The sequence below is a fragment of the Leptospira paudalimensis genome, assembly GCF_026151345.1.
Classification (GTDB): domain Bacteria; phylum Spirochaetota; class Leptospiria; order Leptospirales; family Leptospiraceae; genus Leptospira_A; species Leptospira_A paudalimensis.
Genome location: NZ_JAMQPR010000001.1, coordinates 2,150,104 through 2,173,017 on the forward strand (window position 1 = coordinate 2,150,104; position 22,914 = coordinate 2,173,017).

The 22,914-nt window shown below is 39.6% G+C and carries 23 protein-coding genes; 9 read left to right on the top strand and 14 right to left on the bottom strand.

Annotation, left to right across the window (positions count from 1 at the left end):
• Positions 1–3 precede the first annotated feature (3 nt).
• The 6 genes from ND855_RS10060 to ND855_RS10085 all read left to right on the top strand — a co-directional run bounded on the left by ND855_RS10060 (position 4) and on the right by ND855_RS10085 (position 4,483).
• Positions 4–744 carry an LIC11073 family putative lipoprotein gene (locus ND855_RS10060; protein WP_265358223.1) on the top strand — a complete coding sequence of 247 codons (741 nt, stop codon included), beginning with the start codon at positions 4–6 and terminating at the stop codon, positions 742–744.
• Entirely contained in the window at positions 734–1,456 is a 723-nt protein-coding gene (gene rsmI / locus ND855_RS10065) for a 16S rRNA (cytidine(1402)-2'-O)-methyltransferase (protein ID WP_265358224.1), read from the top strand. The genes ND855_RS10060 and rsmI overlap by 11 nt, the downstream gene beginning before the upstream one ends.
• Before the next feature lie 21 nt (positions 1,457–1,477).
• A complete protein-coding gene (locus ND855_RS10070; RefSeq protein ID WP_100718075.1) occupies positions 1,478–1,804 on the top strand; it encodes a flagellar biosynthesis anti-sigma factor FlgM in 327 nt (108 codons plus the stop codon).
• 84 nt (positions 1,805–1,888) lie between these two features.
• Positions 1,889–3,055 (top strand): iron-containing alcohol dehydrogenase, encoded by a 1,167-nt coding sequence (locus ND855_RS10075; protein ID WP_265358225.1) that lies wholly within the window; start codon positions 1,889–1,891, stop codon positions 3,053–3,055.
• Positions 3,056–3,062: 7 nt separating this feature from the next.
• Entirely contained in the window at positions 3,063–3,308 is a 246-nt protein-coding gene (locus ND855_RS10080) for a hypothetical protein (RefSeq protein WP_100718073.1), read from the top strand.
• Positions 3,305–4,483 (top strand): flagellar motor switch protein FliG, encoded by a 1,179-nt coding sequence (locus ND855_RS10085; RefSeq protein ID WP_265358226.1) that lies wholly within the window; start codon positions 3,305–3,307, stop codon positions 4,481–4,483. The genes ND855_RS10080 and ND855_RS10085 overlap by 4 nt, the downstream gene beginning before the upstream one ends.
• Here ND855_RS10085 and glpK read toward each other — a convergent pair whose 3' ends face one another.
• Complete coding sequence (glpK, locus tag ND855_RS10090; protein ID WP_265358227.1) at positions 4,484–5,980, bottom strand: glycerol kinase GlpK; 1,497 nt, start codon at positions 5,978–5,980, stop codon at positions 4,484–4,486.
• Between the two features lies 1 nt (position 5,981).
• Positions 5,982–6,938 (bottom strand): MBL fold metallo-hydrolase, encoded by a 957-nt coding sequence (locus ND855_RS10095; RefSeq protein WP_265358228.1) that lies wholly within the window; start codon positions 6,936–6,938, stop codon positions 5,982–5,984.
• 42 nt (positions 6,939–6,980) lie between these two features.
• Here ND855_RS10095 and ND855_RS10100 point away from each other — a divergent pair, with 42 nt between their 5' ends.
• Positions 6,981–7,331 (top strand): STAS domain-containing protein, encoded by a 351-nt coding sequence (locus ND855_RS10100; protein ID WP_265358229.1) that lies wholly within the window; start codon positions 6,981–6,983, stop codon positions 7,329–7,331.
• Between the two features lies 1 nt (position 7,332).
• Here the strand turns inward: ND855_RS10100 and ND855_RS10105 are convergent, their stop codons facing one another.
• The 10 genes from ND855_RS10105 to ND855_RS10150 all read right to left on the bottom strand — a co-directional run bounded on the left by ND855_RS10105 (position 7,333) and on the right by ND855_RS10150 (position 18,288).
• The gene (locus ND855_RS10105; RefSeq protein WP_265358230.1) at positions 7,333–8,088 is read right to left on the bottom strand and encodes a CDP-alcohol phosphatidyltransferase family protein; all 756 of its coding nucleotides are present in this window, start codon (positions 8,086–8,088) and stop codon (positions 7,333–7,335) included.
• Entirely contained in the window at positions 8,085–9,110 is a 1,026-nt protein-coding gene (gene tsaD, locus ND855_RS10110) for a tRNA (adenosine(37)-N6)-threonylcarbamoyltransferase complex transferase subunit TsaD (protein WP_265358231.1), read from the bottom strand. Before tsaD ends, ND855_RS10105 begins: the two co-directional genes overlap by 4 nt.
• On the bottom strand, positions 9,111–10,472 hold the full coding sequence (locus ND855_RS10115) for a S41 family peptidase (protein ID WP_265359378.1): 1,362 nt from the start codon (positions 10,470–10,472) through the stop codon (positions 9,111–9,113). It lies immediately after the preceding gene.
• 1 nt (position 10,473) lies between these two features.
• The gene (locus ND855_RS10120) at positions 10,474–10,764 is read right to left on the bottom strand and encodes an LA_1448 family UV-C exposure upregulated protein (protein WP_265358232.1); all 291 of its coding nucleotides are present in this window, start codon (positions 10,762–10,764) and stop codon (positions 10,474–10,476) included.
• Positions 10,765–10,800: 36 nt separating this feature from the next.
• The gene (gene lexA, locus ND855_RS10125; RefSeq protein WP_100718067.1) at positions 10,801–11,409 is read right to left on the bottom strand and encodes a transcriptional repressor LexA; all 609 of its coding nucleotides are present in this window, start codon (positions 11,407–11,409) and stop codon (positions 10,801–10,803) included.
• Positions 11,410–11,459: 50 nt separating this feature from the next.
• Positions 11,460–12,641: an efflux RND transporter periplasmic adaptor subunit gene (locus tag ND855_RS10130; RefSeq protein WP_265358233.1), complete on the bottom strand. Its 1,182-nt coding sequence runs from the start codon at positions 12,639–12,641 to the stop codon at positions 11,460–11,462.
• Positions 12,642–12,647: 6 nt separating this feature from the next.
• A complete protein-coding gene (locus ND855_RS10135; RefSeq protein WP_265358234.1) occupies positions 12,648–13,973 on the bottom strand; it encodes a TolC family protein in 1,326 nt (441 codons plus the stop codon).
• The gene (locus ND855_RS10140; protein ID WP_265358235.1) at positions 13,970–14,593 is read right to left on the bottom strand and encodes an inorganic pyrophosphatase; all 624 of its coding nucleotides are present in this window, start codon (positions 14,591–14,593) and stop codon (positions 13,970–13,972) included. The genes ND855_RS10135 and ND855_RS10140 overlap by 4 nt, the downstream gene beginning before the upstream one ends.
• Positions 14,594–17,890: an efflux RND transporter permease subunit gene (locus ND855_RS10145; protein WP_265358236.1), complete on the bottom strand. Its 3,297-nt coding sequence runs from the start codon at positions 17,888–17,890 to the stop codon at positions 14,594–14,596. It abuts the gene before it with no gap.
• A 71-nt stretch (positions 17,891–17,961) separates the two neighbouring features.
• Positions 17,962–18,288 (bottom strand): hypothetical protein, encoded by a 327-nt coding sequence (locus tag ND855_RS10150; RefSeq protein WP_108958217.1) that lies wholly within the window; start codon positions 18,286–18,288, stop codon positions 17,962–17,964.
• Positions 18,289–18,442: 154 nt separating this feature from the next.
• Between ND855_RS10150 and ND855_RS10155 the strand changes: the two genes are divergently transcribed.
• Both ND855_RS10155 and recJ read left to right on the top strand, forming a co-directional pair.
• Positions 18,443–18,763, top strand: a complete 321-nt coding sequence (locus ND855_RS10155) for a bactofilin family protein (RefSeq protein WP_265359379.1) — start codon at positions 18,443–18,445, stop codon at positions 18,761–18,763.
• Positions 18,751–20,712, top strand: coding sequence for a single-stranded-DNA-specific exonuclease RecJ (gene recJ, locus ND855_RS10160; protein ID WP_265358237.1), 1,962 nt, complete (start codon positions 18,751–18,753; stop codon positions 20,710–20,712). Before ND855_RS10155 ends, recJ begins: the two co-directional genes overlap by 13 nt.
• A 132-nt stretch (positions 20,713–20,844) precedes the next feature.
• On the opposite strand, the gene ND855_RS10165 is transcribed toward recJ, so the two are convergent.
• Both ND855_RS10165 and ND855_RS10170 read right to left on the bottom strand, forming a co-directional pair.
• Complete coding sequence (locus tag ND855_RS10165; RefSeq protein WP_265358238.1) at positions 20,845–21,378, bottom strand: cupin domain-containing protein; 534 nt, start codon at positions 21,376–21,378, stop codon at positions 20,845–20,847.
• A gap of 92 nt (positions 21,379–21,470) precedes the next feature.
• Positions 21,471–22,913 (bottom strand): NADH-quinone oxidoreductase subunit N, encoded by a 1,443-nt coding sequence (locus ND855_RS10170; RefSeq protein ID WP_265358239.1) that lies wholly within the window; start codon positions 22,911–22,913, stop codon positions 21,471–21,473.
• Between the last annotated feature and the right edge of the window lies 1 nt (position 22,914).

Sequence of the window (22,914 nt, forward strand, 5' to 3'; positions counted from 1 at the left end):
AGAATGCGTTTTCCCTCTTTACATCCAATTTACTATATCTGCGTATCTTTTCTCTCTTTTTTTCATTGTGGAGTGAACACAGACACCCCGGTAGCCCCATTTGTATTTTTGGTGCCACCCAATGTCCCCCAACTCCTTTCCGTAGTCGCAGTGAATAGTAACATCACAAACGACTTCCAAACGGATATTCTCAATTATAATGCTGACCCAAGACCTGAATACATTCTGAAATACTATGTAACAAACAGAGAACCACAGTTTGTTGGCTATAATTTGTATGTGACAACCGCATTCCCTGGGATCATCCAAACTGTTCAAGGAGAATGGTTAGAAGATGGGGTTCAACCTAGTTTCCCCCATTTGCCATATGAAGCATCGACTTCTTCGAGTCGGATCATGGTCAAACGGATTCGGTTTGCCGTGCCACCTCCTGGTACTGAATTTTTCCAAAAATGCCAAATCTACAACTTCACCATACGTGCCATGCTGACAGGAGGACTCATTTCCAACCCATCAGCTGCAGTGAGCACTTGTGCCATTCCCAACCGAGTGAATGACATCCAAACTCTTTGTTCTGTTGGTGTAGGTTGTAATACCACTACTTGTTCCAACCCTGCTTGTACGACTCCATCTTCTTGTGCATTAGGAACTGCCTGTAACCCTTGCACCAAGGGGAATAATGAATTGGGTTGTACTTGTCCTGCGGGACAATCTCCTCCTGGGTGCCAATACGTTGGCCCATAAACGCGAATCCGGAAATTTATATGTAGTGGCAACTCCCATTGGGAATATGGGAGACATCACCCTCCGTGCCATTGAAATTTTAAAAGAAGTGGAACTTGTGCTTTGTGAATCCACAAAGGAAACCAAATCTCTCTTCCACAAACTTGGGATTATGACTCCAGTCCTTGCCCTTTACAAAGACCATTCCGAATCCCCTTACGCCAATGTCCTCGACCAATTGAAAAAAGGAAAATCCATGGCTCTTGTTTCCGATGCAGGAACCCCTGGTGTATCCGATCCAGGGAGCCAAATGGTCCGAACCGCCAGGGAAAATGGAATTCCCATCATCCCCGTCCCAGGCGCATCCGCCTTAACCGCATTACTTTCAGTTTCTGGGTTCCAAGTGAATCCTACTTATTTTTTAGGATTTCTCTCTGAAAAACCGAGTAAAAAACGCCGAGAATTAGAGAAGGCAAAGGAAATCGAAGGACTGATCGTCTTCTATGAATCTGTCCACAAACTCCCAAGGTTGTATCCTCTCCTCGAGGAATTGTACCCTGAAACAGAGGTGCTTGTGGGAAGGGAGTTGACAAAGGCCTTCGAAGAGGTACTTTATTATGCAAATCCTAGGGAATTGGCAGAAAAACCGCCCAATGCGAAGGGAGAATTTGTATTTCTCTTAAACCATCGAAAAAAATCACTTAAGGGAAATTCAGATTCCTCCGATATGTGATGTAGGAAGAGGACTAAATATATGAACATCGATAAAGTAGGTCGAGTTGGTGGTTACGGTTACGAACCAAAAAAACCACAAGGGCCAAAGGAAACGGAATCCCAAACACCGGTAGATACAATTTCGATCTCCGATGCGGCTAAAAAAATTGCTTCGGAAGCAAAACTCCAAGCAGAAGTAAAACAAATTGCAAAACAAATTGTTCAAGCTCCTCCAGAAGAGGATCGCACTGAAAAAATCAAAGCGATCAAAGAACGATTGAAAAACGGAGATTATGACACTCTTTCACCAGAGATGTTAGATAAAATTTCCGACCAAATTGCAACGTCTTTCCTCGGACAACAGTAAAAAGGACAGGTGGTGAGGGATCCTTTTTTATTGTCCTCTCCGAGGATTTCTCACGCTTCGCTTATTCATAGTTAGGGGATCATTATGCCAGTTCTCCCCGAATGGATCAATTTTCAATTCCCACCAAAAATACATTTCGAAATCGATTGTGGTTATAAACTCGGTTCCTTTGTCAAAAACATTGGATCAAGAGTTGTACTCATCACTACACAAAAAGAGTTAGAAAACTCAGAAGAACTTTCCATCATCAAATCAAGTTTAGAAAAACATGCAGAAGGTGTGATCATTTATGATGACATTGTTGACCGTGTTCATTTCAAAGACTTAGATACTTGTGCTCATTTTTTACGAATCTCCAATGCTGATTGTGTTGTGGCTTATGGTTCCTTTGAATCGATGAACGCAGGTAAAGCGGCATCTCTACTCGCGACAAACGACTTGTTTGCGGAAGAACTACTCGTCGGAAGAAAACAACCTAAAAAAAAGGGCTTACCTCTTGTCGTAGTTCCTACAAAACCCCTACTCGGCAATGAATGTTCTCCATTTTTTTCCATTGTAGACGACAAAGACAAAAACAGAAAATACTTCGCTCATGAATGGGCTTTTCCAGAACTCATTGTTTCTGATCCCAAAATTGGAGCTGGTATGTCAAGTTCGGAGACGGCAAAAACTGGAATCTCCATTTTATCAGCAGCTGTGGATAGCATTCTATCGAAGTATGCAAATGAAATCACTTCTTCCACTGCGTTACGTTCGATCGAACTCATTTCTAAAAACATTGTTCCTGCCATTCGAGAACCAAGAAACTTAGGACCGAAAAACTCCATTTATGCGGCAAGTTTACTTGCAGGGATTGCTCAATCCACAAGTAGCCTCGGTTTGTGTTATGCACTTTCTTTGGCAGTCACTACTGTTACCAATTTAGATATCTTTCAAAGTATGTCGATTCTACTCCCACACGTCATGGAATACAACCTAACTTCTTCTGCAGGTAAGTATGTAATGATCGCAAGAGCCCTTGATGAAGATGTGACGAATATCTCCGTGATTGAAGCTGCGATCAAAGCGGTGGAAGGGATCCGAAAAATTTATCTAGAGTTACGGATACCACAACGTCTCTCTGAGTATGAAGTGAAAAAAATCGACTTACCTGGGATTGCGACACTAGCTGCAACGTATTCATTTCTTGATTGTCTTCCAAGAGAACTTCCGAAAAATGAAATCGAAACCATCCTTGTGGCTGCGTTTTAGGAAAATTTTGATCCAACTCACAGAATTTGAACAAAGACTCTTAGAAACATTTTCCTTAAGTGATAGAGATGCAAGGCGTTTGCAAAGGGTAATCCAAGACCTTTCGATTGTAGTTGGAATGGAACACGAAGAGATCTTTGACTTTATGCGTTTTGGCGTGGATCAGGAATTGGAAATTTTGAAAAAAGATTACAACTGGGAACACTTTCGCATTCGTATCCAAAAGAAATTAAAAAAATCCCCTCCTGTTTGATTTACCACCAAGGTTACAATTACCATTTTTATCTAGCCGATTTGGATTCGGTTGCTCGTTTTGTGACCTCCCCAGATCCCTTTTATCCAATTCCAATTAAAAAAATACCATCACTCCCTTCCGTATCCACTGATCCTATTGTATTCCCACGGTTTTTATACAAACTTCACTATGCCCGCCAAACCTTTGAAAGGATAGCTGTCTCTACTCCACCCTACTACAATAGTCCCGACCAAAAATCTGATTTTTTCCAAAAAACAAAACCAGGGTTTTTACCCACCAAACGTACGATTGGTGGAATGAAACAAACCAAATCGGAGTTGGTACGAAGTAAACGAGACAAGTTTAACCAAACAAAATACCTATCTCTTCGTGACATCGTAAACCCAGAATTTAATGAATCCATGGTGCTAAAGGAAATTGATTCCTTGTATATGGACAAAAAAAGTAAACTCTACCTCAATCGTTTGGTTGCGATCCTTTATTCGGGCACCAAAGAAGAAGAATTAAAAATTGTAACGAACCTCTTTCGGTTTGAAACAGATTTTGCATTTTTTTTAAACAAACAAATGTTTACGGTCGAGCTCATTCCCCTCATCCATGGTCCCTTTTTACAAGAGATACTACGCACACACGATGAAAGGTATTTCCATTATATTTTACCCAAACTTTCCCCACCTGTTTTAGGAGTGATTCGAAAATCGATTTCCAAAAACAAAATGAAACAAATTGAATCCGCACCAAAACTCAAACCACCAGAAGGTGAAGATTTAATTTCCATCATCGAATCAGAACTTTACAAACGATTTGCAAGGAATTTGTATTATGAAGAAGGAACCATCTTCACTTACCGAGAAGAAGGAGAAGAGATTGGAAAAGAAACGATCCTGTTTGAGGATTCCAAACGATTTGATTTTTGTGTAAATGGTGAGTTTTTAGAATTTTATGGAAAAACAAAAACCAAACTATTTTTCAAAACCAAAGAATGGATTGATACCATGCGATTTGATTTTTTCATCACACGAAAAGAAATCGAAACGAAGGAATTCCATCGATTGCCAAAGGACCTCATCCTTGAGATTCCTTATTATGAAACAGGTTTATTCCTGATAGGATCAGGGATCACCAAACCAAAACAATGTTTTGAATTTTCACTGTTATGGTTTGATTACTGATTAGTTTCCTGTTTTCACCCTAGCAATTGCAGAATTCCATTTATCAATTTCTTCTTTTCGTTCTGCATCTTTCATTTTGGGTGTGAACTGAGTGGTTTTGGTTTCTTCTTTCCGTAGGTGGGCTACTGATTTGAAAAACCCTCGTTCAAGACCAGCTAAATAGGCTGCACCAAGTACCGTCGTATCCACGTTTTGTGGTCGTATCACTTTTGTTCCTAAGATGTCTGCTTGGAATTGCATCAGCCATGCATTCGAAGTTGCCCCACCATCCACACGTAAAAACTTCAATGGTTTTCCTGTTTCCTTTTCCATCGCATTGGCCAGTTCATAGGATTGCAATGCAATGGCTTTGAGAGCAGCCCTTGTGATCTGAGCAGGTGTAGTGTCACGAGAGAGTCCAAAGATGGCTCCGCGTGCTTCTTGGTCCCAATGCGGGGCACCAAGTCCTGCAAAGGCAGGGACAAAAACTACATCATCTTTTGTTTTAATGGACTTCACCAATTTTTCGGAATCCTTGGAGTATTTAAAAAATTCTAAATTGTCCCTTAGGAACTGAACAACTGCTCCTCCGATAAAAACGGATCCCTCTAAACAATAGACAGTTTTCCCTTCAGGACCAAGAGCTAGTGTGGTGATGAGACCTTGGTTTGAAATCCGGAATTCATCCCCCACATTGAAGAGTAAAAAACAACCTGTACCGTAAGTGTTTTTAGCTTCCCCAGGTTCTGTGCAGAGTTGCCCAAAAAGTGCACCTTGTTGGTCACCCACAAGGGAAGAGATGGGAATTCCATCTGGGATGGATTTAACATTGGAAGTAAACCCAAATAGATTTTTGGAATTGTATGCCTTGGGTAACATTGACATGGGAACTTTTAGGATCTTACAAAGTTCTTCGTCCCATTCCTTGGTTTGGATATTGAAGAGTAAAGTTCGGGATGCATTTGTATGATCGGTTTTGTGTTCTTTGTGACCAGTGAGTTTGTACAATAACCAAGTATCGATGGTTCCAAATAAAAGGTCTCCTCGTTCGGCCCTCTCTCTCGCTCCTTTGACATTGTCGAGGATCCATTGGATTTTGGTTCCAGAGAAATAAGCATCAAGTACAAGTCCTGTTTTGTTACGAAAGTTGGATTCTAGACTTTGTTTTTTTAAATCCTTACAGATATCCGATGTCCGACGGCATTGCCATACGATTGCATTATAAACTGGTTTTCCAGTTTTTTTATCCCAAACAACAGATGTTTCTCTTTGGTTTGTGATACCAATGGCAATCGCATCTTTGGGATTTAGTTTTCCGTTTTTGATCGCAAGGGCGATGAGTTTTTGTGTTTTTTGCCAGATCTCTTCCGGGTCATGTTCCACCCAACCTGGTTTAGGATAGTATTGTTTGAATTCTTGGTAGGCAGACGAAATCACTTTCCCTTTGTCATTAAAACAAAATGTTCGAATCCCAGTTGTCCCCGCATCAATCCCAATGATGTAATTTTTTTTTGCCATTTTATACCTCTATTTCCAAACCTTCATAAGCCATAATGATTTCTAATTTTCCATGTGGATCAAACATCTCTTTATACTTTAACGCACGTAAGTATACCAAATCTAATTTCTCATCATCGTAAGAAGGATCATGATGGAACATCACCAGTTTTTTTACTTTTGCCCTGAGAGCAATGTCTGTGGCAATGGAAGCGGAACTATGACCCCAATCAATTTTTTGTAATGATTCTTCAAACGTATATTGTGTATCAAAAACCAAAACATCAGCATCGCGGAAATAATCGATGTAAGTATCGATGTTTTCCATTTCTTCTAAGTTAAACTCAGCATCGGATGCAAAGATGATCGATTTCCCATCTTCTGTAAACCGGTAAGAAAAACTCCCTCCAGGGTGGCGCACTGCTTTGCTAAACGCTTGGATGTTTGGGCCAAGAGAAACAACCTCTCCTTCATCAATGAATTGAAAGGTTTTTTTAGCAGCATAATGATCGAAGGAAACAGGAAAATGTGTGAATACAAATTGGTGTTCCAACCTATTTTCTGCATCATTCATGGACGAAATGAACTCAAAATGATTTCCCGGCAAAAACAAAGGTATAAAAAAAGGTATGCCTTGGATATGGTCCCAATGTGTATGAGTGAGAACCCAATAAGCGTGCCCAGCACCCTTTCCAAATTGAGATGACATCATTTGGTTTCCAAGTTCGCGTAAACCCGTACCACCATCGATGATGATGAGAGTTCCCTCTTTGTCACGGATTTCAACACAAGTCGTATTACCACCGTAAGTTGATGATGAGGAAAAACTAAGAGAATTTAAAAAACTATGAATACTTTGTTCGTTTTGGATGTCGGTTGGACTTGCCAAAGAGAGAATTTTTTCGATTTTATGTTTTACGTTTTCTGGCCGGATGGGTGAACCTATGGAACCTCGAACACCCCAAAACTTAATTTTCATTGCTCTTTTTCTAGAGTCCTTTTTGGAAAAATCAAACGTTTTTTGATTGTATTTCCCCTTTCAGATGTTGTCTTAACTGAAGTTATGTTTCAGTATGAAATCAAACATGAGAATTCAAAAGCCATCATCGATTTGAATGGTTCCTTATCGTTAAGGGACACACCCAAATTAAAATTGGAAATTAAGGAATTGATCGATTCAGATTCGGTCACAGAACTGGTTTTCGATTTCCAACATTTGACGTATTTGGATTCGTCGGGAATTGGAATCCTACTTCACACCTATAGTTGGACAAAAGAAAAAAACAAAAAAGTAAAAATGGTCCATCTCTCGAGTGAAATCAGAACCATTTTTAGTGTCGCAAATTTATTAGAAATTTTCCAAGTTGAATGAATTACACTCGGTAGTCTTGGATGGTTTGGATAAGAAAGGACACAATCCCCGAAAACACATAAAAACCAACTGCACCATACATCACATAGGGCCATCGGTAAAATCCAATCGCAAACAAAATGAGTCCCAAACCAAAAAGGCTGATGCCTAATTTTTTCCAAGAAAAGAGTCCACGCATTGCCACCTGGGGTTTGCTGTAGCGTAACGTGGAAACCATAAGTAATGCTGTGATCACAAAAAAGGTGACAGCAGTCCATAACGGCACTTGGGATACAGAAAAAACAAGGGGAAAGATTCCAATCACAACACCAGCCACAGGAGAAGGCAGTCCATTAAACGACTTTGGATCATGTGCAACATTGAACCTTGCCAATCGGTAAGCAGCACAAATAGGATACAAAGCCGCAATGAACATTCCGAGTGGTAAATAATCTGGTTTATCAAAGATATCGAGTTTGATATCAAAAAAGAACATTTTATACGCTAAAAATCCGGGTGCAATTCCGAAAGTGGTAAGGTCTGCAAGGCTATCTAAATCAGCACCGAGTTCACTCGTACAATTGAGAGCTCTCGCAGCCATTCCATCAAAACCATCAAATAACGCAGCTAAGATGATAAACACACCTGCTAGGGAATACAATTCATGTGAATTTGGTTGGCTTGGGTTTGTCTCAGAGACAAGTAACATGGAAACAAAACCTAAAGTCAGGTTTCCGAGGGTTAAGGTATTGGGGATCCAAGTTAATTTTAGTTTCATAGTATTTGTTCAAAGTTTCGTTTTGGACTGACTTTAAAATCGAGTCCTACAAATTTTTTTTCTTTCCAAAGATGGTATCCAAGACATGCCACCATCGCTCCGTTATCCGTGCAGTAAATTTTTTTTTGGGGGTAATACAATTGAAAAGATCGATTTTTGGCTTCTTTTTGGAGGGTAGACCTAAGTGTTTCATTCGCAAGCACTCCCCCAGCTGCAACAACGGTTTTGATTTGGGTTTTTTCGATCGCCTTTGTTATATTTCGTACTACGAGCTCAAAGGCTGTTTTTTGAAAGTAATATGCAATTTTTCCAATGGGTGGTGTTTCTGTGAAAGACTTTATGTAATACAACACTGCTGTTTTTAAACCACTGTAGGAAAATCGAATTGTATCTTGTGTGTCTTCCTTTAATAATTTTGGAAAGGGGCTTTTTTCCCCTTTGGGTATTTCATAGGAAGATGCCATTTTTTCAATGATGGGACCACCTGGGTAAGGTAAACCCAAAATCGCACTGACCTTATCAAATGCTTCCCCAAGAGAATCATCCCTGGTATCGGCAAGTAATTCCAAATCACCAAAACCTTTGTAGATGTAAATGGACGAATTGCCTCCCGACAGAAGAACACCTAACCAGGGAAATGCGGGCAAATTGTTTTCGAGTCCGATTACAGTTAAGTGTGCTTCTAAATGGTTCACAAGAACAATCGGGATGGAATGCACAAGTGAGATACACCTTGCCAGTTGTGCTCCAATCATAAGAGACCCAACAAGACCTGGATACCCTGTCACAGCAACATATTGCAAATCAGAGAACTTCAAATTTGCTTCTTCCATACAAACAGAAAGAAGTGAATTTATTTTTTCCAAATGTGCACGAGAGGCAATTTCAGGAACCACTCCCCGATAAGGAGAATGGGTTTCAATTTGGCTGTATACTTTGAGTGAAACTAATTCTTTGCCATCTTTGACAATGGCAATTGACGTTTCATCACAACTGGATTCAATCCCAATTCCATAAACCATTTATTTCAATAGGTTAATTGCTTCTGATAATTGAATGTCCAAGTCGAGTCTTGGTTTGGATTGGGAAGAACCCATTCTCATTTCATTGAATAAAAAAATCCGAATCACAGAATCAGATATCTTTAAATTTTCCTTTTTAAGGATTTCCTTAAAATCTGTGATCGAGGTTTCATTAAATTCAGAATGAGATTCTAAAAAAGGTCGGATTAAGTTTTTCTTAAATAGTTTTTCCAATGCATACTTTTCGTCTTCATTGGCAGAAACAGGATTGATGACATGATCAGGTGTGATTCCTTTTCCATGGATCGATATCCCTGATGGTGTATAATATTTTTGAATGGTGATCGCAACACCAGCACCAAAAGATAAAGGAATAATGGACTGAACACTTCCTTTTCCAAAACTTTGTGTCCCAACGATTAACGCTCGTTTGTTGTCCTTTAAAGCTCCAGCTAAAATTTCGGATGCACTCGCAGACCCACCATTGACCAAGATGGCAACAGGTAAATCCAAGAATTTTAAATCACGATCTTCCGATTTAAAACTTTTGATGAGAACTCCCCCTCTTCCTTTTACTGATACAATGTCTGAGTTGGGAGGAAGGAACAAATCCGCTAAATCAATTGCTAAATCAAGGAGGCCACCTGGATTCATTCGCAGGTCGATCACAAGTTTTTTGGCACCTGAGTCTTTTAAGTTTTTAACTGCAGCTGCAAATTCTTTGCCTGTATCTTTCCCCATAAACTGAACGAGTTTGATGTAACCGGTTTCTTTTTCAGGAAGATAAAAGGAACGTAAAAATCGAATTTGAATGAGTTCTCTCACTAAATTGACAACAAAAGGTTCTTTTAATCCTTTCCTTTCAATTTTCATGGAAATCGAAGTTCCCACTTCACCACGCATCATGGCAAAGGATTCCGCTTGGGAAAGTGATTTGACTGGTTTCCCATTGATTTCGATGATTTTGTCCTGTGGTAAAAGACCAGCCTTCCAAGCAGGAGTTCCTTCAATCGGTGCCACAATGACAAAAGCATTCTCTTGGTAGTTGAGTTCGACACCAATGCCACCAAAACTCCCTTTGGTTTCGTTTTGAAGTTCTTTAAATTCATCCACATCGATAAAACGAGTATGTGGGTCACCTAAACTATGTAAGGCACCTTGGATCGCTCCAATGTATATTTTTTTCTCTTCTTGGGGTTCAACAAAGTCGTTTTCGATATAAGCGACAACTTCATGTAAAATTTGTAGGTATTTTTCCCCATCAGAGGAGATGGCTTTTACTTTTTCAATGCTTAGGAAAAAAACGATTCCTAACAGAGACAAGGTGACACTTAACCACAAAAAACGTTCTGAAAATTTCACTTTATTCATTTCCATAAATTGACTCGTATAATGACTTATTCTCTTGTTTTAACATTTCTTTTGCCTCAGGAATCGACAAACGATACACATCACATGCTTCTTCGAATAGTTGTACGTCTGATGGAGTTGGACGTTTGGTATCTGCCATAAGTCCCGTTTGGATTCGATTTTGAGCAAATCGTTCCAAAACACGTTTTAAATCATAAGCATTGATTTCTTGTTTTTTGGGAGCACAACTGACAAGGAAAAGGGAGAGTGTGATACAGGCGAGTGAGAAGAGATGTTTCGACATCCCTTCTAGGATCAAAGGAAACCTACTCTTGGTCAATCAGTAAATACGATAGAGGCCTATGAGTTTTCCAATTATCGTTGCTTTCTTTGTGCGAATGGGTTTGAGTTTTGCATTCCGAGGTTCCAGACGGATCATGTCTGGTTCTTTGTAAAAAACCTTGAGAGTGGCTTCATTATCGATCATTGCCACAACAATTTCGCCATTCCTTGCTGTATCCTTTTTCTGGATGATGGCAATGTCCCCGTCACTGATCCCCGCTTCCACCATGGAATCACCTTTCACCTTTAAGGCAAAGGTCCCTGGTTTTGTTGCCAAATCATCTGGGACAGCAATGTATTCTTCAATGTTTTCTTCTGCAAGGATGGGATTCCCTGCTGCCACTTGGCCAAGGAGTGGGATCCCAGAAGCACGAACCAGGAGAGCTTCGTCGGCATTTCCTTTCAGAAGTTCGATGGCACGGCTTTGGTTTTTAGAAGTGCGGATATAACCTTTTTTTTCAATTGCCTTTAGGTGGTCGTATGCACCTTTTGCAGTGATTCCAAATTGGTCACCAATCTCACGGATGGTAGGGGGAAATCCCTTTTCTCGGACCGTGTCCGAGATGTATTGTAAAACAGATTCTTGTTTTTCCGTGAGGTCTTTCATACTAAACAGATAAATAGGAAATGGGCGTTATGTCAACAAAAAACTAGTGATTAGAGTTTCAAATATTCACTTTTTAAGACAAAACTTCCCTCTTCCACAATGGCTTCTCCCGATCCAACTCCATCAGTCACTTCAACCCAATTATCATAGGTTTTCCCGATACCAATTTTTTTCGCAGAGAAAGAACCATCTGGATTTCTGACAAAAATAAAGTTTTCCCCTTCGATTTTATGAATACAATTTGATGGAATCACTTTCGCCTTGTTAACCGATGATGTTACCATTGCACCAACAACAGTTGCAGTAACACTTTGACCAGGGCGTAATCTACCTTTTGAGTTGCGAACTTCCAATCGTATCTCTGCTGTTTTTTTCACAGGATCAATCACATCACCCACATGCGATACAACGGCTTTTAATGATTCATCTTTAGATCCGATGGGAATCACTTTTGCTTCGTTTCCAACACGAATCGAAGCTAAATCTTTTTCATACACTTCTAAATTAATCCATAACACTGATAAATCGGCAACAGTGAATAAGTTATCACGTGCGTTGACTGCTTGTCCAATGATCGCTTCTCTTTCTGTGACTGTGCCTGAAATGGGAGTTCGTATGTATAAATTTTTCGAATTGTATTTACCTGCTTCTAAATTTGCGATTTCAGTTTCATTGAGACCTAAATTTTCTAATGCATTCCTTGATGTTTCCATCTCTGCTTTTACGGATTTATAATCCATCAGAGACATTTCATATTCTTTGGCTGAAGTTACTTTTCGTTCATACAAATCTTTTGCACGATCAGCTTGTACCTTTAAGGCTTCGAGTCTAGCGCGAGCTTTTAAATAAGCAGCTTCCGTTGTGCCCAAGTCAACAGATTGGATGGAGGCAAGTGCTGTACTTTTTTTTACGTATTCACCTTCTTTCACGAAGACTTGTACGATTCTACCATTTACACGGGAACCTACTTTTGCCACATTATTCATGTCATACGAAACAGTTCCAGGGAGTTGTAGTTCTTCTTCTAAAGCTCTTTCTTGTAAATATACCACTGAAAATGGATGATTTTTTTGGATTTCATTAGAGATAATAAATTTGGATTTATCTTCGGTGAGAGCCTCTGTTTTTTTCCCGGTTCCAAAGAACTTTGTATAACCAAAATACAAAACACTTCCAAGTAATACGAGAATACTAATATTTCTAATTTTTTTTAAATTCAATTCATTTTGCATGTTGGCTTAAAACTCCGAGTTATCCATTTTTCCTATGGATGCTTTATATCCTTCCAAAGCGTTGTAATAAAGATAAATGATTTCATAATAACTTCTAAGCACACTAAGATAGTTTTTTTCGGCTTCCAAAAACGTAACTAAATTGGAAGCACCACGAATGTATGCAAGCCTCGATTTTTCTTGCACTTCTTTGTTTTTTTCTAAGAGTCCCATCTTCTGGTAATCTAGTAACTGTGATTCTCTTGCTTGTAATTCTTTGATGGCAGCAGAAATTTCAGATAAAATCTCATTTCGTTTCGCATCTACATCAAATCCTAATTTTTTATAAGATTCTTCGGATTTTAAAATCTCACCTTGTTTCCGATCAAACAGTGGAAGTGGAGTGGCCGCATAAACACCTGCAACGTTTTCATTTCCCTTATTTAAAAACTCTACCCCAAGGGTCAGTGGAGGGATGATTTCTCTTTTTTTGAGTTCAATGTTCATCCGTTCCCGTTGTTGTCTGATTTTTAAAGCAACTAGGTCTGGTCTCTCCTCAATGTCAAAATCATTGAGGTCAATTCCAAACTCCTTTGTAGAGATAAATTCCAATCTTCCCTTAATATTGAGAGGTGAATTGATATCAGAAATTCCGATTAACACTCGCAAGTTTTTAACAACCTGAGCCCTAAGAATCCTTGCATTTCGATATTCTCTTTCGATTTGTACCCGTTCCAATGCCAAACGATCATATTCTAAAAACGAAATATCCCCTTTCTCAGCACGTAACTTCGTTAAGTCGAGAAGGTCTTGGTAATTTTCTAAAAATTCTTTTTGGTAATTAATCTGTTCTGTAACATATAAATAGGTCCAAAAATTTTGTCGTAGACGTAACCGAAATAAACGATCAAAATCCCGAAAACTAGCAATCGTTGCCAAAAACTCTTGTTTGGCTACCTTTTCACGTTGAGGGATCACACCACTCATATCGAATGGTTGGTTGTAAATGATTGATGTTTCAGGAAGACCTGTTGCTGCTTTGGAAGAGGCACCCATAAACTGCTGTTGCATATTCACAATGGGATTGTAATACAAACTTGCAGTGATTACATCACCACGAGCCATACCGATATTTTGTTTTTCTCGCAAATACAGAGGATTACTGGTTACAGCAAAATTTTCCAATTCGTCCAAATTCCATTTTTCTTTGGAATCCTGAGCCCTTGAATCTTCTCCCAAATAAAATAACTCATCCTTTGAATGTAATTCATATACAGCTTTTTCTTTTGAAAAAACTGCACTTGTCATGAATCCCAAAAATAAAATGAGTAGATATCTAATTAAATGCTTCATACAGTTACAAATTTTTTGATATAATCCTCTATACCAAATTGAATGACTTTGATCGCTTCCGCACGATCATAGACTTCTGTTATTTCGACTGTTCCCGTGGAAGGAGAGTTCGGATCTAATTTGTAAGTGAGAAAATAATGATGGAGTTTGTTGATGAGTGCTTTTGGAACTTCTGAAATCTCTTTGATTTGACCAAACACTTCATCTCCTTTGAGTACAGCGACAATTTTGTCATCCGCTTCTCCTTTATCAATCATACGTAACCCACCAATCGGAATCACAGTCAGGATCATATTACCATGGGTGATTGGATTCACGCTCAGTACACAAATATCAATTGGATCGCCATCACCCACAATATCAGGTCTTCCCACTACATCCGAACAATGTTTGCCCGAAGCTTCACCAGAAAAAGTGCGAGGTATAAATCCATATAAAGTAGGAGAACGGTTACTATACTTTTGTGGTCGGTCCACACGTATAAAACCAGAAGCCTTATCAATTTCATATTTCACTGTGTCTTGCGGAGTTAGTTCAATGAAAACATCTAATTCATCAGGAGCTTTTGGTCCTAACTCCAATCCATGCCAAGGGTGTGCTACGTAATAATTTGGTTTCATCTATGTCCTCTTTCGTTTTGATTTTTGATTTTGTTTTGATCGTTTTGTTTCTTCTTCATCCTCTTGGACTTCCTTTTCTGAGTGAGATCCATGGGAATGATCAGCGGAATGGAATGAATCGGATGCTTTGTATTTTTTCATTTCTTCTACAAAGTAATCGTTCATCTTTCTTTCTCGTTCCATTTGTCTAAGTTCTTGTCTTTGTGCTAGTTTGACTAAAAACTCAAATGCAATTGGTAATAAAAATCTGGATAAAATAGTCGCAACAAGTACCCCACCCATCACCACTGTGGCGAGAGGTCTTTGTACTTCTGCTCCCGCACTGGAAGCAATGGCCATTGGTAAAAATCCAATAATGGCGACTAGTTCTGTTGTGGCAACAGCCCTAAGAGTATAAACAGCAGCTTCAACCACTGCGATTGATGGATCTCTTGTGATTTTTAATTGGTCTTTTAAGGCAGATGCATACACAACTCCGTTTAACACCGATATACCTGCTGCTGCGATAAACCCAACACCTGCTGGGATCGAGAATGGAAGTCCTCTCATCACAAGAGATAAAATCCCACCTGACAATGATAAGGGAACGAGGATAAATACTCCTAAGGCATAATAAACACTGCCAAAAGCAATGAATAACATTCCAAAAATGATGGCACCTGCAATCGGAATTACAATCGCTAACCTGTTTTTAGCGCGAGTAAAATTCTCAAATTGTCCACCCCAATCCACATAATAACCTTGTGGCAAACTTGATTCGATCGACTCGGTAGCAGACTGTACATCATTCACAAAACCAATCATATCACGCCCGCGAACATTCACCTCTACAAGGATCCTTCGTTTGAGTCCCTCGTGGTATAGGGCGGCAGGACCTTCCGTCATTTGGATATCAGTGACCTGACCCAAAGGAACCGTTCCACCGAGCTCAGTCATGACGGGTACATTTTCAATCACTCCAATGTCGGTTACATCGGCATCAAGTCGAACAATCAAATCAAATCGTTTGTATCCTTCATAAACCTTACCTGCATTAAATCCAACACGTAAGGTTTCGATCGTTGTAAGAACTTCCTCTGCCCTGACTCCATAACGAGCCATATTCCCACGATTCATTTTGATCTCGAGCAGAGGTAGACCTAGTAATTTTTGAACTCGTAAGTCTGCCGCACCTTGTATCTTTTTGATTTTGGATGCATAATTATCTGCGATAAATTTTAACGTTTTTAAATCATCTCCGTAGATTTTAATCACAATATCAGCTTTTGATCCAGACAACAAGGCATTCACTCGGTTTTCAATCGGTTGCGACAAACTGATGTAAGATGAAGGAACATTTTGATTGATCGAGTTTTTCATTTTCTCCATCAGCTCTTCTCTGTCTTTGGCGGTGACCCATTCCTTTCTAGGTTTTAACTTCACCATCATCTCACCTTCTTCCGAACCTATAGGTTCTGCTGCAGATTCACCACGACCTTGTCTCGAGACAACACTGACTGCTTCTGGAAACTTTAAGATCACTTTCTCCATTTCCAAATTCAGATCTCTGGAATGGTTGATTGCTGTGGATGGGAGTCGTTTGATATCGACTGCAATTTCACCCTCATCAATCCTTGGTAAAAATTCTGATCCCAAGGTAGATGCGAGCATAAAGGAGATAACAACAACTCCTATCCCTGCATAGGTAAATTGGCGTTTGAATTTCATTCCATAGGTCAAAATTTCAGAATATTTATTTTGGAATTTTAACCAAAAGGCAGACTCATGTAAAATTGGTTTTTTATAAATATAAGACATGAGTGCTGGGAATGTAGTGATTGAATAAAGGAGAGCTGCACCTAACGCAAATGCTACGGTGATCGCCATCGGACGAAACATCCGACCTTCCACACCTTCCAGCGTCATGAGTGGTAAATACACGAGTAAAATAATACCCACACTAAATGCAGAAGCCCTTACCACCTTGATACAGGATTCCATGATGACATCTTCCATTCCATCTTCCATGTCTTGGGCAGAAGTTTTGGAGAGAAGGAAACTTTTTCGAATCAGAAATCCATGGAGAGTGGATTCTAACATCACAATCGATCCATCCACAAGGAGTCCAAAGTCAAGAGCTCCGAGGGACATCAAGTTTCCCACAATCCCAAATGCATTCATCAAAATGGTGGCAACCATCATCGAGACAGGAATCGCTAAGGCGACAGCAAACGCACCTTTGACGGTGCCCAGTGTAAGGATCAAACAAACTAAAACGATGATGGCAGCTTCTACCAAATTGGTAAACACTGTAGAGAGAGTTCGGCCAATGAATTCAGACCTATCATAATACACTTGGATCTTCATCCCTTGTGGGAGTCTTGATTCAATTTCCTTCATCTTCTCTTTCACTCGGCCAACTACTTGTAATGAGTTACTGCCAAGTAACATCATTGCAGTTCCACCTACCACTTCTCGTTTGCCATTCATGGTACTCAAACCAAACCTTAGAGCAGGTCCTGTTTCCACTCGCGCAATTTGACCGAGTGTGAGTGGGATCCCATCTTTTGAAGTTCGAACCGATAATCGAGCTATATCATCGATGGATTTAAATTGGCTTTCTCCTCGAATGACAAATTGTTCCTCACCTTTTTGAATGTATCCTCCTCCCAAGTTTACATTGGCTCCTTCCAAAGCTTCTGTAATATGGGAGAGGGTTAGATTATGAGATAACAGTCGTTTGGGGTCGATTTTGATTTGGAATTGTTTGGCATCTCCCCCGACAACGTTTACATCAATGATCCCTTTAACAGAACGTAGTTGTCTTGCCACTTCCCATTCCATCACAGTTCTTAATTCTTCTGGAGTATGACTTTCTGAGACTAAGGCAAATTCATAAATATCACCAAGGCCCGTAGCGATAGGAGAAAGTTCAGGTCGACCGTATGATTTCGGAATAAAATTCTCAGCTTGTTTCAAACGTTCATTCACAAGTTGCCTTGCAAAATAGATGTCGGTTCCGTCCTCAAAGATAACAGTCACCGAACTCACACCGGTTCTTGAAATGGATCGAATTTCTGTGACCTTTGGCATCCCGTTAAACTCAAGTTCAATGGGATATGTAATGAATTGTTCTACCTCAAGGGGAGATAAACCTGGAACAGAAGTGACTGCTGAGACTTGGACGTTTGTCACATCCGGAATCGCATCAATGGATAAATTGAGTGCATTGTAAAAACCCACAAGAGTGAGAACAGCGGTGATCACAAGAACCGTTGCTCTTTTGTGGATGGAAAACTGAATGATTTTTTCTAACATAATACCTATTTCAAATATGAAACCACCCTATAAAATTTTTACAGGGAATGGATGTAAATTACATGCAACGTTTACGCCAAAAAGGGCGGAGGTAGGTAAAGAAAGAAAAATAAGATTGAGATTTCGGTAAAAAATTCAGTTTCTGTCGTTAAAATCGAAAACCGATTGAGACAGATTTTGACAAGGGAATGTTCTCGTTTGTTCGGAACGAGTTTGAGAACCTGATTGGATTCCTTAGAGGAAGAAAGCACACGAGTCGTTTCCTCCAACTCGTAAGACTGGTATTGGAAGTCCAAATCTTCGAGAGGTGAAACAAACCGGTCGTCAACCAGATTTAGATTAATGAAAACCGCTAGAAGGAGGATAAACCCAGACTTCCAGAAGCGCCTAATTTTCACTGCTGTTTCCTATTCTTTGAGACCCAGTTTCAGAGATGGAACCAGTGAGACAAGAGAATTCCCTACAAAATATGAACTTTTTTCCGTTTAATTCAAAACACCGAAAACGATAGAGTTGCCAAAACTTTACCATGAAAACACACTATCCCTACTGATGAAAGACGAATCGATAGACACAATTATAAGCGACGACATCACGTTTCGCGGAACCCTTTCCTTCAACCAAACTTTAAAAATCAAAGGGCAATTCAAAGGAACCATTAGTTCCCATGGCAAACTCATCATCGATGAAACAGGTGATGTGGAAGCAGATGTGGAAGTTGGAAGTTTAGTCGTTCTTGGCAATCTGAAAGGAAATGTCGATGCGAAAGAAAAAGTGGAATTAAAGAAGAATGGAAAGGTTGTAGGTGATATCAAAACACCAGGACTTGAAGTGGAATTTGGTTCCAAAATTATTGGCAATTGCATCATGTAACAAAGGTTCACTTCGGACCAACATTATCCGAAGTTCGAACCAAAGTTGATTCGAAAAGACCCATCCTTCGGTATTTAGTTGATCGAAGGGAGGGTTTCCAAAACATACACCCGAAAGAACTACTTCATTCTGATTTTTCCTGTTTCCATTCTCCCTTTTCCCTTCCCGACATTGGTGAGGCGGTTTCCTTACTCTTAACTGCTGCAAAATCAAATCGAAAAATCTTACTCTATGGAGATAGAGATTCGGATGGAGTTAGTTCGACTTGTTTACTTGCATTTTTTTTAAAATCACATCCAGAATTCCAATCAGCCAATTTAGAAGTGATGGTTTCTTCTGAAAGTGATCCATACGGACTCTGCAAAGAAGCAGTTTCTAAAATCAAAAAAGCAAAACCCGATTTACTTGTCACACTTGACTTTGGGTCAAGCCAAGCAGACGAAATTGATGAATTAACATCTCTTGGAATCCAAGTGATTGTCCTCGACCACCACGAGGTTCCCGTTCGGATACCTAAAAACTGTGCTCTCATTAACCCAAGACGCACTGACTCAGAATACCCCGAAAAAAAAATCTGCACAGCAGCCTTATCCTTTAAATTGGTAACTGCAATTTTATTCCATGAAAGTTCTGAATGGAACCAGTTGTATTCCAAAACCATTCAAGCGGAAGATGGTACTAAAGAAGTTCACTATTTTCAAAATGGAATCAAACTAGCATCCGAAATCACAAGTACGATAAACGTTTCTAATACAACTGTCAATCCATACCCAGAAGATTTTTCCACCAATATTCCGTTAGATGACGAGAGAAAATTATTCTTTTACCAATGCCAAAAAATCCCTCAATTTTTTGAACAATTGGAAGAAGAAACAGACCTTGCAGGCATAGGAACCATCACCGATATGATGCCACTTGTGGGAGAAAACCGTCATTTTGTAAAACTTGCATTGGATTCGCTCACAAAACTTTATATAGGCGACAAAAAAAGAAAAGGCCTTAAAGAACTATTAAAAGAACTCAAACTCAATCCGAGTGGAATCACAACCAAAGATTTAGGATGGTCCATTGGCCCTGTTGTGAATGCAGCTGGTAGGATGGGAAAAACAGAAGAGGCAGTTTCTCTCCTTTTATCTGAATCGGAATCTGACGCGAAAGTACGAGCCAAACTCCTCCTATCGATCAATGAAGAACGTAAAGAACGTACAAAACGAAATATGGACCGAGTGGAACGTTATTTTGCACGAAAACCCGAACGAACGGGGAAAGAGGTGGTGTATTGTTACGAACCTGATATGGAACCAGGTGTCAGTGGAATTGTTGCCACACGAATGGTAGATACTTATAAAAAACCTGCTATTTTTATTGCACCTGACAATGGTGATGCGAGAGGTAGTATCCGTTCTTACGGTCCAGAAAATGTACTCCAACTCTTAGAGTCACTATCTCATCATTTTTTGCATTTTGGTGGTCACCCTGAAGCCGGTGGTTTTTCCATCACAATTGATCAACTCCCTAAATTTGAATCCGAATTGTATGACAAAGCAAAAATTTGGTTAAATGAAGATAGTGCCAGCACCAAAGTTCATCAAATTGAAACCGACTTTACGGTATTACCCGAAGAAATGGGTGATAAACTTTTAAAGGAATGGAAAGACCTAGAACCATTTGGCCAAGGGAATCCTGACATCAAATTAGGAATCAAAAATGCTAAAGCCATGCATCTAACTCCTCTGAGTGGAGGAAAACATGTTAGGTTCCATATTGTAGGGAGTGGTTCTTTAAAGTTTATGATTTGGAACAAAGGGGAAGAATTCCAAAACTTTATGTCGAAACATGGTAGTTTTGATCTGGTAGGAAGTTTGGAAGAAAACTTTTACCAAGGAAGGAAAACCTTACAGTTCATAGTGGAATGGTTTGGTATTTCTGAATTCGATGGATCAAACTAAATGAACCGAACTTTGAACCTTTAATCTTAGCCTACACTTCAAATGTTCCTAAAAAACTTTGTGATGACCCACCCTCCCATTGAGATCGGAGGATGGTTTTTATTAGAATGTTAATTTTATTGATTCAAACTCTTATGCATTGATGAGAACTTTTGACTCATCTACATACACAGGGGTCCATCCAGTATTATCTTTAAAATAACGAACTGCTTTGATTCGTAAATTTTTGTCCAAAGTGAACCAATGGTTTGTATTGGCTGGGATGGAGATAAAATCACCTTTTCCTACATGCACTTCAAATCGTTCTCCATCGATGATGAATCCAAAAATTCCACTTCCATCAATGATATATCGAACTTCCTCATCTGTGTGGATATGGAGTTTATCAAACTTCGCGAGCATATCATTGATCCCAGGGACTTCATCATGAAGGACCACAAGGTCATTTGCCTTATATCCATGCTCTTTTTTCAATTGGTCAAAACGGTATTCCAAACCAGAAAGTACTTCTTCTTTTTCCGCATCGGATAAACCTTTTTGGCCAAGGATAAGATCCAAAGATTCAGGAGTTTTATAAGACTCATACACTAGACCTTTTTGGGTCAAAAATGCCTTTACTTGGTCTTTGTCCTGGATCGTGTCTTGTTTTCTAACAATCGTTGCCATTCGAATTTACCACCTTTCCACTAGCGTTTTTCCATACACCAGAGAATCAAGTTGTTTTTCGCTATCCTGGATGTAATTCTGTTATAACAGATTTAGAGTAAGGCACCTGGTTGGAAAAAAAGCCAACCTGCAGTAAAAAACACACAAAGCAAAAATACCAAAAAACCAAGTGTTGGCATCGTCGGTAAATCTCTTACACCCGCTACTGCCCCAGTTTCCTGTTTCATGTAGGATTGGATCGTAATTTTCATATAATAATAAAAAGCGATACAGGAGTTAGCCACAGCTCCAAAGAGAAGGATCCGATTGAAAAGCAGATCCGATTCTGCCATTTTTTGTAACAGGAATAGTTTGGTCCAAAATCCAATGAGAGGGGGAAACCCTGCAAAGGATAAAAAGATCACACTGAGAGCAAGAGCAGTTAACGGATGTTCTCCGCTTAAGTGGGAGATACCATTCACTGTTACTTCATGTTTCCCTTGTTCCAAATACGAAATAATTGCAAATGCAGCAAGGTTCAGTAAAGAATAAGAAAAAAGATAATACAATGCTTCAAGTGAAGCACCACAAGCGATCCCTGCGACAATATAACCTGCATGCGAAATGGAAGAGTATGCTAACATTCGTTTCAAGTTTTCTTGTTTGAGAGCAACAATATTTCCCCAAGTCATGGAAATAAGCGCAATCGAACCCATAAGCACTTTCCAAACATCCCCAATCTCACCAACAGGGACATGATTGAAAATGATAATCACAAGCCCAAGAGCGGAAGCCTTTCCCGCACTTGCCATAAATCCAGTGATCGGAGTTTGAGCACCTTCATACACATCGGGTGTCCAAGAATGAAAAGGAACCAGTGCAGCTTTGAAGGAAACTCCAACTAAAAACAAACCAAGACCTAACTTTGAAAAGTTGGCTTCGTATCCTTTTAAAAATAATCCTCGTAAAGCACCGTCTAAGTTCGTTGTCCCAGAACCACCATACAAAAAGGCAATTCCAAGTAACATAAAACCAGAACTAAAACTTCCTAATAAAAAGTATTTCATCGCACTTTCTAAAGAAGACACGGAAGTCCTCGCCATACCAATCATCACATACAACGCAAGGGAAAGGATTTCCAAACCAACAAAAATCACAATGAGATCATAGCCAGAAGTGAGAAACATCATTCCCGACAAACAGAAAAGCAGTAAGGGAAAAAACTCAGGGAATAATGTTTTATGTTGTGATAAAAAAGGAGGAGCAGTGAGAAGTGTGATGAGACCTGCAATTAAATAAATCGCACTGAGCCAAACAGTCAGTGGGCTTACTGATATTTGGGATCCAAAAAATTTCCCGTATCCAGGTGAGTTTGTAATGTGATAAAGCGCATACATTGCTGTAAGGATTCCCAATACAGAAAGGATCCAAAGTGGTTTCCCCTCTTCCTCTTTCGGAATCAAAAACTGAACAACAAGAGAAAGTAAAGCAACTCCACAAAGAACGAGCATTGGTGAAATTGCGATTAAATCATTCGAAGAAGGAGTATAAGACATG